This is a genomic window from Austwickia sp. TVS 96-490-7B (genome assembly GCF_019331795.1).
Lineage (GTDB): Bacteria > Actinomycetota > Actinomycetes > Actinomycetales > Dermatophilaceae > Austwickia.
Window position 1 is genome coordinate 70,546 of sequence record NZ_JAHPZL010000004.1, and the last position, 13,242, is coordinate 83,787.

7 protein-coding genes are annotated in these 13,242 nt (G+C 64.1%); 6 read left to right on the forward strand and 1 reads right to left on the reverse strand.

Annotated features, from left to right (window positions below; all coding sequences use genetic code 11):
* Positions 1–1,224 precede the first annotated feature (1,224 nt).
* From KEM60_RS06240 to KEM60_RS06265, 6 genes are all read left to right on the forward strand, one after another.
* The gene (locus tag KEM60_RS06240; protein ID WP_219106671.1) at positions 1,225–3,039 is read left to right on the forward strand and encodes a phosphoenolpyruvate carboxykinase (GTP); all 1,815 of its coding nucleotides are present in this window, start codon (positions 1,225–1,227) and stop codon (positions 3,037–3,039) included.
* A 248-nt stretch (positions 3,040–3,287) separates the two neighbouring features.
* Positions 3,288–5,093 (forward strand): HSP90 family protein, encoded by a 1,806-nt coding sequence (locus KEM60_RS06245; protein WP_219106672.1) that lies wholly within the window; start codon positions 3,288–3,290, stop codon positions 5,091–5,093.
* Between the two features lie 2 nt (positions 5,094–5,095).
* Complete coding sequence (locus tag KEM60_RS06250; protein ID WP_219106673.1) at positions 5,096–7,927, forward strand: hypothetical protein; 2,832 nt, start codon at positions 5,096–5,098, stop codon at positions 7,925–7,927.
* 214 nt (positions 7,928–8,141) lie between these two features.
* Positions 8,142–9,440 carry a glycosyltransferase 87 family protein gene (locus KEM60_RS06255; RefSeq protein WP_219106674.1) on the forward strand — a complete coding sequence of 433 codons (1,299 nt, stop codon included), beginning with the start codon at positions 8,142–8,144 and terminating at the stop codon, positions 9,438–9,440.
* Positions 9,441–9,713: 273 nt separating this feature from the next.
* On the forward strand, positions 9,714–10,442 hold the full coding sequence (locus KEM60_RS06260; protein ID WP_304502091.1) for a response regulator transcription factor: 729 nt from the start codon (positions 9,714–9,716) through the stop codon (positions 10,440–10,442).
* A gap of 128 nt (positions 10,443–10,570) precedes the next feature.
* Positions 10,571–12,052: a cell wall metabolism sensor histidine kinase WalK gene (locus KEM60_RS06265; protein WP_255574326.1), complete on the forward strand. Its 1,482-nt coding sequence runs from the start codon at positions 10,571–10,573 to the stop codon at positions 12,050–12,052.
* Here the strand turns inward: KEM60_RS06265 and KEM60_RS06270 are convergent.
* Positions 12,024–13,214: a hypothetical protein gene (locus KEM60_RS06270; RefSeq protein ID WP_219106675.1), complete on the reverse strand. Its 1,191-nt coding sequence runs from the start codon at positions 13,212–13,214 to the stop codon at positions 12,024–12,026. The genes KEM60_RS06265 and KEM60_RS06270 overlap by 29 nt on opposite strands.
* Between the last annotated feature and the right edge of the window lie 28 nt (positions 13,215–13,242).

Sequence of the window (13,242 nt, forward strand, 5' to 3'; positions counted from 1 at the left end):
CCGTGCCCATCGAGGAGCCGAACCTCGGCGTCGGCATCGCATTGGCTTCACGGGTCAGCTCGCTGCGTGACGCACACCTGCGAGTGCAAGTGAGGGACGCAGCTCCGTCACGGAGTCCCATAGGTGAGAGCACTCGGTCGCGGGGAGACCCCCAGAGCCTTGCCAACATGCTGTTGACCCCAAGGCCTTCTCCATCCGAGGAATCAGCGACCTCAGGGCGGGGACGACTATCACCGTTCTCCAGCAAGTAGCGCTCTGTGTTGAGACAGAACAAGAGACCTCGTACTGCGGCTTTCGCGTACGGGGTCTTTTGCTACCCCCTGCCCCTCATCACTACCATCCCCACGCTCCCCCACATCCGCTAGCCGCACCACATCACACCTCACCACGCACCACTGCACACCCCACCAAACCCGCCCATGGGCGACTTCGGGCGTAAAAGACCCGCCCATGGGCGACTTTCCTGACACGAAACCCCAGGACACACCCCACCAAACCCGCCCACGGGCGACTTGGGGCGAAAAAGACCCCGCCCATGGGCGACTTTCCTGACACGAAACCCCAGGACACACCCCACCAAACCCGCCCACGGGCGGCTTGGGGTGAGAAGCCCGCCATTTAATTCGGAGTCAGCCAGGAAAAAGATTTACGGCAGACGACTTTGACCAATGTGGAGCATCTGGCTGACGCGACACCCCTGGCTGGCTCATCCTGGAGTAAGGATCTCGCCTAGGCCCACGCTAAGAAACACCACCCCAAGGTACGGCGCACAGTCCCATGGCGCCGACGTCGGCACACACTCATCAGACATAAGGTGCCGACAAGGCGTCAGAAAAAGCCACGGTCACATCAGGAACATACATACGTGTATGTATCCCCCATATCGGACATATTGACGCCTGTCCGCCCCCACCTTCATAAGGTGTTACTTACCTTGGTTGATGGTGCCCAGGCAAACCCCTGGGGTTGTGAGTTACTCCTCACAAAACATCGTGTCGTGGATCTTGAATCCCTCCCGACCCCCGGTACTACGGTGAAACCAGAGCTCCGTCATCAACTCATCAACGGGGGTCGAGGTGGCGTCGGCGCCAGCGGATTGTCGCCACTCCCCTGGGCCGAGGTGGCGGGTTCGAGCGGATAGCAACGCTCTGGTGGCCGTGTGCGGCTCAGCCCGGCAGCGACTGCCTGAGTGTGACCACACCACACGAAGGGATTGTTGAGGCGATGACCGACATGATGACGCCGACCAAGGGCGGAACAGCCCATGAGGACCTGGCTGCCTGGGTTGAGGAGATCGCCTCGTTGACGCTGCCGGACGAGATCGTCTGGGTCAACGGTTCAGAGGCGGAGCGGGACCACTTGAATCAGGCTCTCGTCGACTCGGGCACGTTTGTCCGGTTGAACGACGCCGCCAAACCCAACAGTTTCTGGTGCGCTTCGGACCCCAGCGATGTGGCTCGGGTGGAGGACCGCACCTACATTTGCTCAGTCGACGAAAAGGACTGCGGCTTCACTAACAACTGGATGGCTCCCGAGAAAATGAAGGAGACCATGACCGAGTTGTACCGGGGGTGCATGCGTGGGCGCACCATGTATGTGATCCCGTTTGTGATGGGGCATCTGGATGCCGACGAGCCAAAGTATGGCGTGGAAATCACCGACAGCGCCTATGTTGTGGTGAACATGCGCATCATGGCGCGGATCGGTACCGCGGTCTTGGACCGCATGGAAATGACTCGCGCACCGTTCGTGAAATGCCTGCACTCGGTCGGCGCCCCGCTCGAACCCGGCCAGCAGGACGTCCCGTGGCCGTGCAGCAGCACAAAGTACATTTCACACTTCCCGGAGTCCCGAGAGATTTGGAGCTTCGGGTCGGGGTACGGCGGCAACGCTCTGCTCGGTAAGAAGTGTTATGCGCTGCGGATCGCCTCAGTCTTGGCCCGTGATGAGGGCTGGATGGCTGAGCACATGTTGATCCTGAAGTTGACCAGCCCTCAGGGCAAGACCTATTACATTGCTGGCGCTTTCCCCAGCGCCTGTGGCAAGACCAACCTGGCCATGTTGGAGCCGACGATCCCTGGCTGGAAAGCTGAGATGGTCGGCGACGACATCGCGTGGATGCGGTTCGGCAAGGACGGCCGACTGTACGCCGTCAACCCCGAATTTGGCCTGTTTGGGGTGGCACCGGGCACCGGGTATGGCACGAACGCCAACGCGATGCGCACCATCGAGAAGGGCAACTCGGTCTTTACGAATGTGGCCCGCACCGATGATGGTGACATCTGGTGGGAGGGCATGACTGACGAGAAGCCAGCGCACCTGACCGACTGGAAGGGTCGGGAATGGACGCCGGAATCTGCGGAGAAGTCATCGCACCCGAACTCACGGTTCACCACCCCGGCAAAGCAGTGCCCGATGCTCGCCGCGGAGTACGACGAACCGAATGGCGTCCCGATCGACGCGATCCTGTTTGGTGGCCGTCGGGCCACCACAGTGCCGCTGGTGTATGAATCGCGAGACTGGAACCACGGCACATTCATTGGCTCGACGTTGTCCTCGGAGACCACGGCCGCTGCGGCCGGTGCAGTCGGCGTCGTACGGCGTGACCCGATGGCGATGTTGCCCTTCATCGGCTACAACGCCGGTGACTATGTGCACCACTGGATTGAGATGGGCCGCCGCGGTGGGGACCAGATGCCGCGAATCTTCCAGGTCAACTGGTTCCGCAAGGACGACGAGGGGCACTTCGTCTGGCCGGGCTTCGGCGACAACATCCGGGTGCTGAAGTGGGTTGTGGACCGCCTTGAAGGCACCGTTGAGGGCGTGCAGACCCCGGTGGGTCTGATGCCGCGTCCAGAGGAGTTGGACTGCACGGGTCTGTCATTGACCCCAGATCAGGTCGCCACCGCAGTCGCATACGACGAAGCCGGGTGGAAGGCCGAGATCCCGATGATTGAGGAGTGGTATGCGAAGTTCGGTGACGCGCTCCCGAAGGAGCTGCGGGCTGAACTGGACGGGTTGAAGAAGCGCGTCGGCTGATCCGGGTGACGTCGCCGTCACGGTAGGTCCCGGTGGGCCGGTCATCTCCACGGAGGTGACCGGCCCCGGTCGTGACTGCCGGCCCCGGTCGTGACTGCCGGCCCCGGTCGTGACTGCCGGCCCCGGTCGTGGCTGCCATATCTGGGTGTGACAGGTCGGCCTGGAGGTGGCGGCGTGGACAGTGGGGCACCTGCATGTCACTGGTGGTGCCATGATGGGGCGGTGTGTGCGGAGCAGAGGTGGCAGGTGTGACGGCGCAGTTCCACGTCGACCTTCGAGGCATCGTCGATCTGCTCAGTCATCATCTCTATTCGAGTCCGCGGGTTTACCTGCGTGAACTGATACAAAACGGAGTCGACGCGATCGAAGCGCGACGGCGTCTCCCCGGCAGAGGTGGCGCCTCGACGGGCCGGATCGTCATCACTCCCGCTGATGTCGCCGAGGACGGCTGCCTCCACATCACTGACGACGGGGTCGGGCTGACCCCCGACGACATCGAACAGTGCCTCGCCACGATCGGTGCGTCGTCAAAACGCACCACCGACGGGATGCGTCGGGAAGGGTTTATGGGGCAGTTCGGCATCGGTTTGCTGTCTTGTTTTCTGGTGGCCGACACCATTGAGCTGACCACCCGACATGTCGACGGTGGACCGACCTGGCGGTGGCGGGGCGAATCCACCGGCGTCTATCACGTCGATGAAGCCGACATCCCGCAGGATCAGCCGGGAAGCACGGTGCGGTTGCAGCCGCGCCCGTCGGCGGCGCATCTGCTGCGCACCGCTGAAGTGACTCTTTTGGTGAGCCAGTTCGCGGCGTTCTTGCCTATCGACATCGTGGTCAACACTGCCGACGGGCCAGAGCATCTCGCGGAGCGTCGTTTCCCGTGGGAAAAGGCCGTAGACGGGGCGAGTTTGCCCTCGGTCGCGAGGCGCGCCTCCGGGGTGGACCTGTGCCAGGAACTCTTCGGTTTCGTCCCCTTGCACGCCGTGGAAATCGCTGACGTCCAGACCGGTGTTCGCGGCATGGCCTATGTGATGCCGTTCGCGGGGGGTCAGCGCGGCACTCACCGGGTCTATGCACGTCACATGCTGGTCAGCGACTCGTGCCCGGAGATCCTCCCGGACTGGGCGGTGTTTGTCCGAGCGGTGCTCGACACCGAAAATGTGCGGTTGACCGCCGGACGCGAGTCGTTGTATGCCGACGCAACCCTTGCCGGGGTGCGCGAACGGTTAGGCGCGCAGATCCTCGGCTGGTTGACCCGGACCGCGCAAACCGATCCGGCTCGGATCCGCTCGTTCCTCGACGTCCACGAAGTGACGTTGAAACGGTTGGCGACTCAGGACGACGACCTGTTGTCGGCAGTGGTGCCTTGGCTCGCTTTCGAATCGACGTTGGGTCCGGTGAGCCTGCCGGAGTTCGCCCACGGCCAACCTGTCATCCGATACGCCGCGTCTGTGGAGGACTTCCGGCAGTTGGCTCCGTTCGCGGCAGCGCAGGGCACCTCAGTGGTCAATGCTGGCTACGCCTTTGAAGGGGCGCTGCTGCGCCGGTTCGCTGAAGTCAACGGCGTCGACACCCAAGCGTTGACCCCGGCAGCGGTGATGGCTGATCTGACGGCCCCGGATGCTGACGAGGAGGCGTCGTACCTGCCGCTGTTGGATCTCGCCCAGCGAGCGCTGGACCGGTCCGGCTGTGAAGTGGTGGTGCGTTCTTTCGAACCGGCATCGATGCCAGCGGTGGTGCTGGCCGGTCGGGCTACTCGGGCGGCTGCTCGCCGTCGGGAAACTCTCGACGAATCCGACGGGGTGTGGGCTGATCTGTTGCGGGGGTTGGGGGAAGGGGAGCGACGTCCGCAGTTCGTCTTGAACATAGCGAATCCGAGTATCCAGGCGTTGCGGGACCGGCAGGACGACGAGGTGTGCACCACTGCGGTGGAAGCCTTGTATGCCCACGCCTTGGTGAGCGGACATCACCGGCTGCGTCCTTTTGACACCGCCCTCATGGCACGGGCCCTGCCCTGCCTCATCGATCGCGCTCTGCGCGTCCAGGAGTGAGCATGACCAGCACAGCAGACGTCGACCGGTTGTTGCGGGCCGTCGAAGGACTTCCCCACGGCGTGGATCGAGTGCGCGCCGCCGAAGAAGCGGTCACTGCCGCCGATGACAGCGGTGATTTCCTGGCTCGCGTTCACGCCCGGTATGCCCTGCACACGGCGTACGTCTTTGGGTCGCCTTCACCGCAAGAGTTCACCGTCGCAGCATGGTTGACTCGCGCTCTCGAACAACCTGAGGTGCCTCTCCCTGACGACCTGCGGCACAGTCTGTTATGGAATCTCAAGTTCGTGCTCTCTCGGCTGCGTCACACCAGCTCGGTCCCTTTGGATGTGCTGCTCGGGTTGTACGACGACATCGAACAACGCCTTGCTGCCGACGGATTCCGCCACGCCACTGCTGTCAATCGGGCCCTGCTGCAATGTGACATCGGCACCCCCGATGATGTGGCTGCCGCGACCGCAGTCATGCACACCACCCCGCGTGACGAGCTCTCCGACTGCCCTGCCTGCTCTGGCGCCTCCGAATGTGCCCTCGCGGTGGCTGTCGGGGACACCGACGGCGCCCTCACTGCGCTTCTGCCCACGCTCAATGGCACGCTGCTCTGCCAGGACGAACCAGCGTTCTCCCAGGCAGTGGCTCTAGATCTGCTGATGCGCGCTGGCCGGACCGACGAAGCCGTCGCCGCGCATGTCGCGTCATGGCGTGAACTTCGGGAACGACAAGCCTTGTCTTCTGGGATGATTCGCCACCTCGTGTGGCTCGCCCGCACCGGCCGCCCTGAACGAGCCTGGCGGCTGCTCGGGCCGCGCCTGTGCTGGATTGAAGACATCGAATCCGACTTGGAACGTATGGAAATGGCTGCCGGATCTGCGGCGGTCATCGAAGCTGGGCGCGCCGCCGGGGTGGTCCCTGACCGTGTCGGCGGCGAAGACAGTGACCTGCTCGCCGCCGAACTGCGCGAGATCTCCGGATCATTGGCGGCGGCTTTCGACGCCCGTAATGGCACCACCAATGTGTCCCGGCGGTTGGCGGCGCTGGTTGATCTCACGCCGTACGACGACGCAGTGGAACTCCCCACCGACATTGGTAGCGCCGTCGACGCAGCCACCCGACTGATCGCCCGCGGTGACCTCACGACGGACGCCCATGCGGTCCCGGATGCGCTGCCCGACGGGGTGATATCTTGGCGGGCTCAGGTCGAACACGCCATTGAGGTGTTCGACCCGGTGGCCTCCCACCTGCTGACCGCTTGGCGTGACCACCGCGCGGACCAGCCAGCACCGACCACCCCCACCGAGTGGGCAGCCGCGGCGTACCTGGACCGTCGCGTCACCCCAGCTGCAGACAGCGAGGACCCCGCCGCTGAACGACGTACCTGGCTGGAACGGGCCCTGGACGAAGCCACTCACGGTGACGACGACGGCTTGGACGACCGGATTCGGGTGGATTTGGCGGCTTTGGACGCTGAAGAGGGCACCGGATCGTGGGATGCCGTGGTCGACCTGGTGCGTTCCATGCCTGCCGATGCCCCACAGAGCACGAACGCGATGACATCACTCGGTGACCACCCTGATTCGCAGGTCGCCACCGCATGGTTGGAACGGGCGGCCCAGGCCTTCGGCCGGGATGGTTCTCGGGGGTGGCAGGCGGTGACCTTAGCCCGAGCCGGTTGGCGCGCCCTGGACCACGACCCAGTGGCCGCAGAAAGCGACGCGCGTGTTTCCTTGTCGCTCCTCGCTGACGTCGGTGCGCCCCGCCTCTCCCAGGTCCTCCCCTACCTGGTATTCGGGGTGGCCCGAGCCGTCCAAGGACGCCCCGACGAAGCCGTTGAACCGTTGACCTGCGCCATCGACCTATCTCGCGGCATGGGCGAGCCCGCGCCCGTCCCCGCGCTGATGGAGCTCTGCGCTGCTCTCGCTGCGATCGGTGACTGGCCGACCCTGCTCACTGTCGCTCGCCGCGGCGCCGGAGAATACGTCTCCCACGGCGAGATCACCTGGGCGCTGCGCAGTTACGTCGGCGTTGCTCTCCTGGAAATCGGTCGAGCCGAGGAAGCCGCAGCGCTCCTCGAAGATCTCCTCCCCGAGGTGCGAGCCCAAGGATCCACGACCGTGGCCCCCACCTGTCGCACCCTGGGACGTGCCCTCGAACGCATCGGCGACGCGGAAGCCGCCCGGCAGGCACACCTCCTCGCCGCGGAAGCTTTCGAAGAGGACCAGCGCTTCCAAGACGCTGCGCGAGCCTATCTGAGCGCCGCAGAACTCACCTGGGATGTGAGCACCGCCGACGAAGCCCTCCCCGGCTACGAACGCGCCGGAGAGCTGGCCTTCGACGCTGGCGACCTGGACACCTACGTCGGGGCACGTCGCGGCCGAGCTGCCGCGCTCGCCCAAGCCGACCTAGAAGGCGGACTCGCTGCGTTGACCGCATGCGTGGATGACGCCCGTCGGTTGGCAGCGGCACCACACTGCCGGTACGACGTCAACGCCGAGGCTCTCCGCGGCAGCCTCTTGCTGCAAGGAGCCCGGCTATGTCGGGCCCAAGGGCGATCAGCGCAAGCCGTGGACCTCGCGGTCGCGGCGCAACGCCACGCCACGCAGATCCCCGCCATGCAGTGGGAAGCCCAGGTGCTGCAGGCCTCCGGGTTGGCCGCGTTGGACCGTGCTGACGAAGCTGAACCCTTGCTGCGTCAGGTCCTCGACGCCGTCAACGACCCTGACCTGGTGTGGGTGCGCATTGAAGCGGCACGAGTATTGGCGATTCTGCTCGACGACACCGGCCGAGTAGAACAGGCCAATGCGATCTGGGAGCAGTACGGTCTGGGCGCACCGTGAACACCATGACGTGATCGGCTCAGCACCGCGACGAGGCACCATAGAATTCCATCAATAAAATCAGCAGAAATCATGCATTGAATGCGACACGGCACGATCTGACATGCCCTCAGGTAATGCAGCGACATGGGGCGTCATTTCCGGCACCATGAGGGGCGCTCATCGTCGCTGTCGGCCACGCCTGAGCGGACCTTCATGATGTACGGTGGGGGTCATGTATGCTGCTCCGCGCTCGGTGCGGCACCGCCTGCTCGATGTGCGATTCCTCTGGATCGCATTCCTCGGCGCACAAGTGCTGCTGACGCTCATCAATATTTACGGTACCAAGGTCAACCCCATCGGCGACATCAAGAATGTCTACATCGAATGGGCCAGGCAAGCACTTTCAGGGAATTTTCCTGGAGTCACTGTCGATTTCGTCTACCCCGTTTTTGCTATGGCGCCAGTGTTGCTCGCCGCGATCTTCGGTCTGGGGCGTTACATCCAGATGTGGTTCGTCATGGCGGTGCTCCTCAACTGCATCGGCATGGCCATCCTGCTCCGCGACGAGGAACCCTTCTCCCGTGACCGGCGCATCATGGCTGGCTGGGTCTGGACCCTGCTGACCTACTTCCTGGGACCGATCGCGCTGAGCCGCATCGACTCGATCACCGTCCCCATGGCCGTGGTCGCCGTGGTGTGGCTGTCGACCCGCCCCAGGACCGCCTCGGCCCTGCTCGCGCTCGCCACGTGGATCAAGATCTGGCCGGTCGCGGTGATCACGATCGCACTGGTCAGCACCACCTGGCGCAAGACCGTCTTCACCGTCGGAGCAGTGGTGTCGGCGATCTTAGTGGGCGCCTCGGCGATCTTCGGTGGCTTCCGGCCAGTTCTCAGCTTCGTCACTCAGCAGACTGGTCGCAGCATCCAGATCGAATCGACGTACGCAGTGCTTTATAACTGGGGTGCGGTGCTGCGCGTCCCAGGTTTCCGCAGCTATTACAACCGGCAAATCCTCACCGTCGAGGTCGCTGGTCCCGGGGTGAACTTCTGGGCGGCAGCATCCACCCCGATCCAGGCATTGGCCGCGTTCTTCGTGGTGGGAATCACCCTGCTGATCGTGCGGCAACGCCGCCCTGACATCCTCGCCCAACTCCTCCCGCTCGCGACATTAGGGCTGGTCCTGGCGCTCATCGTCTTCAACAAGGTCGGCTCGCCACAGTTCATGTGCTGGCTGGTCGCGCCCCTGCTGTTGGGCGTGTTGATGCGCACCGATGACTGGTTTCCGATCATGTTTGTCTGCGCCGGAGCCACACTGTTGACACAGCAGATTTACCCCTATTTCTACTCGTCGTTCTTCCCAGCGAGCGCCTGGTTGGTGTTTCTGCAGAGCGCGAAAATGGTGCTGTTGTTGATTGCTTTCTGCATGGTGTCGGTGCGGCTGGTCCGGTTGTATCGATCTGGGGTGCAGCCGGCGACAGCGGTGGTGGAATCGTCACCGGCGGCGGGACGCAGCGCCGCCGTAGAAGGGTGATTTCCGGGCAGTGAGGTGACCCCTCGCAGATGACTGAGTGAGCTCAGAGATAGGGGCGGATCGACCGGTCGGGTCGACCCGCCCCTATCTCATGTCGAACTGCTTTGAGGCCGAGGCAGCTGGCCGCCGCTCACTCGTGACGTCGCGAGTCCTGGAGTGGCGACAGCCCGTCGCATGGTGGTGACAGCCTGTCGGCTCGACTGATCTGCCGTTCACAGTCTCAGCACAGTGCGGACATAGCCAGCAACGCTAGATCCATCGTTCAATTACTTCATGAGCACTCCCACCCCATCGACGTTGACCCGCCCGGACGGTTCGGCGGTGCGGGTCCTGGTCGTCGACGACGAAGCCAACATCACCGAACTCCTGCGGATGGCCCTGCGCTACGAAGGCTGGGACGTCCAGACCGCAGCCACGGGCGTCGCCGCCGTCCGAGCCGCCAAGGAGTTCGCCCCCGACGCGGTCATTCTCGACATGATGCTGCCCGACTTCGACGGGATGGAAGTCCTCCGACGGATCCGCATCAAGGACCCCAACGTGCCGGTGCTCTTCCTCACCGCCAAAGACGCCGTCGAGGACCGGGTCGCTGGCCTCACTGCTGGCGGCGACGACTACGTCACCAAACCCTTCTCCCTCGAAGAAGTCGTCGCCCGACTCCGAGCGCTGTTACGCCGTACCGCCGTGACACACAGCGAATCCGGCTCGCTCCTGGTCGTCGGAGACCTGACCCTCGACGAAGACAGCCACGAGGTGACCCGAAGCGGCGTAGAGATTTCCCTGACCGCCACCGAATTCGAGCTGCTCCGCTATTTGATGCGCAACCCCAAACGAGTGCTGAGCAAAGCGCAAATCCTAGATCGCGTCTGGAACTACGACTTCGGTGGACAAGCGAACGTCGTCGAGCTCTATATCTCCTACCTGCGCAAAAAAATCGACGCGGGCCGCAGCCCGATGATCCACACCATGCGTGGCGTCGGATACGTCCTCAAACCCGCCACCTAATCCACTCACAGGCAGCGCCCTCCCACCACCTAATCCACAGCCTCGACACAGACCCACAACAGCCTCAGCTCCGGTGCACCCCTTGTCATGTGGTCATGAGTCGATGCGGACAAGAGATGCTGGAAGGTATGTCACTGCGTCGCAAACTGGTCGCCTCGATCGTGGCCCTGTTTATTCTGGTCACCATCACCACCGGGGTCGTCAGCCTCCTCGTGACCCGACATGCGCTATCCGTGCAGCTCGACCGCCGAGTCGCCCAAACCGTGACCCGCGCCGGGGACCCCGGCACCGCCCCCGCCCCGCCCCGACCCACCGCCGGAGAGCGCGGACTCGGACGCGGCATCGGCGGTGACTTCCTCTATCTCGCCTACCGCGACGACAAAATCCTCCGCTTCACCGCCTTCACCACCTCCGGCGACCTCGTCGACGCCACCAACAGCAACAACCAAGTCATCCACACCCTCCGCACCGCGCCACTCTCCGAACGCCCCAGCACCGTAGACCTCGGCCCAGAACTCGGCTCCTACCGCCTGGTGCGCGCCGAACGCCCCCACGGCGCCACCGTCATCACCGGGCTACCCCTGCAACCCATGGTCGACACCCTCGACAACATCATCCTGGTCACCGCACTGGTGGGAGGCGCCGGAATCCTCGTCCTCGCCGGCGGCACCGCAGCCCTCGTCCAAATCAACCTCCGCCCCCTCGACCGGGTCGCCGCGCTCGCCGATCGGGTCTCCCGCACTCCCCTGCACCAAGGCGAAGTGGACCTACCCGACCGGGTACCAGCCCGCGACACCGATCGACGGACAGAAGTGGGGCAAGTCGGCGCGGCCCTCAACGAACTCCTGGACCACGTCGGCGCGTCCCTGCACGCCCGATACGAAAGCGAAACCAAATTACGACGGTTCGTCGCCGACGCCAGTCACGAACTGCGCACTCCGCTGGCGTCAATCCGGGGGTACGCCGAACTATCCCGCCGAGAAAGCGAACCCGTCCCTGAAGGGATCAGACATGCCCTGAGTCGGATCGACTCCGAATCAGCCCGGATGGCACATCTCGTCGAAGATTTGCTCCTCCTAGCCCGCCTCGACGCCGGACGCCCCCTGGCCAGTGACACCGTCGACGTGACCCGACTGGTCATCGACACTGTCAGCGACGCCCGCGCCGCCGGTCCGGATCACCGATGGCAGATGTGCCTGCCCGAAGATGTCGTCGAAATCACCGGTGACGGATCACGCCTCACCCAAGTCGTGGTGAACCTCCTGGCCAACGCCCGCGTGCACACCCCCACCGGAACGACCGTGACGACGACAGTGCGCACCGAAGCCGACCACGCCGTCATCACGGTCGTCGACGACGGACCCGGAATCCCCGCCGACCTCCTTCCGCGCGTATTCACCCGATTCACCCGGGGCGACGAGTCCCGGGCCCGTCTCACTGAGACACCGGAAGAACGCACCGGAGCATCCACTGGCCTGGGACTATCCATCGTCGCCGCTGTCGTCGCCGCTCACCACGGCGATGTCCACGTCCACAGCACACCAGGGAACACTGTCTTTACGGTGCGACTCCCCCACGCCGTCACCGCTCCGTCGGAGGCACCGGACTGATCAAGACCGCTTTGCGCCGCCCATCTGGATACCCCATGGTCGCGGCAATCTGATGGTGCTTGTTGATCGCCCCCGCATCGACCAGTCGCGCATCGCCAGGCAACCGTCGGACCTGCACACTTCGGACAATCCCGCCGCGCCACAGAGCTGGGCCCTGCGGTGTCCGACCCACCACGACGTGATCTGCCGCGATATCCACCGGCACAAAACCTGACCCTGCTGCTGAGATTGTCGCCGTACGCGCCGCATCCCACGAGACCACGCTGTCACCGATACGCGCGATGATCATCTTTCCGTCAGGGGACGTCAGCAACCGCACCTCCGAACCCACTGCCGACGCAGGTATCCCGGCCGGCAAGGGCAAGGGCACCGGGGTCTGAGCACGGCCCGGCGCGACAAAGGGCTGCCACACCGTCGTGCCGCCCACCCGCACCTGCATCACACCGACCACAGTGCCGTCATCAGCTAATGCCGTGCCCCGGACCTGCATCCCGTCCTGTTCAGCTACCAACTCTCGGCTCTGCCCGCCCCCAGTGACGTTCGTCACCAGCGAGTGAGCAACTGTCATCTCTTTGGTCGTCAGCGCAGCGCCACGAGCGTTGAGCGCCACCGCGTCCACGCGACAACCAGACCCGGCCGGACACTCGTCCACGGTCTCGCTGAAATCATCCAGCGAAGACCACACCACACTCAGCTGCGAGACCTGCGAGTCTTCCCACGATCGACATTCCCCCACACCCATCACATTGCCCCGGGCGTTTGCCGCCACCGGACGCCAATTCTCTGGCTCACCACCAGGGCAGGTCTTCAGCAGGTTCAGTCGTGCACCGATTGTTCCTGGGCCAGTGAGGAAACCACCGGAGCCGTCATCGCCATGACCAGGAAGAGCCGGACCGATCCGCACCAACAACATCGAAGCGTCCGTGACATCCACGCCGGTAGTGACAGCAGCACGATCCATCCCTGGCAGCGAGATCAACGGCGTCACCCGGTAGAGCAGGTCACCGGTTTGTGGCGGCGGGACCGCCCCGCCAGCCCCGGTGGGTCTAGCCCCTGGAGCATCGACGGCTTGCGCGCCATCAATCATCACCAGCGGAGAGGACATCACGGACAAAGCCGTCGCGGCGATGAGGACACGACGGTAGGAACGAGGTCTCATCATGACTTTCTTCCTCGGGGGGGGAGGGCTC

What these genes read in the sequence shown, in the direction of transcription:
- KEM60_RS06240 (WP_219106671.1), top strand. Translation starts at nt 1,225, where the DNA reads ATGACCGACATGATGACGCCGACCAAGGGCGGAACAGCCCATGAGGAC.
- KEM60_RS06250 (WP_219106673.1), top strand. Translation starts at nt 5,096, where the DNA reads ATGACCAGCACAGCAGACGTCGACCGGTTGTTGCGGGCCGTCGAAGGA.
- KEM60_RS06255 (WP_219106674.1), top strand. Translation starts at nt 8,142, where the DNA reads ATGTATGCTGCTCCGCGCTCGGTGCGGCACCGCCTGCTCGATGTGCGA.
- KEM60_RS06260 (WP_304502091.1), top strand. Translation starts at nt 9,714, where the DNA reads ATGAGCACTCCCACCCCATCGACGTTGACCCGCCCGGACGGTTCGGCG.
- KEM60_RS06265 (WP_255574326.1), top strand. Translation starts at nt 10,571, where the DNA reads ATGTCACTGCGTCGCAAACTGGTCGCCTCGATCGTGGCCCTGTTTATT.
- KEM60_RS06270 (WP_219106675.1), bottom strand. Translation starts at nt 13,214, where the DNA reads ATGATGAGACCTCGTTCCTACCGTCGTGTCCTCATCGCCGCGACGGCT.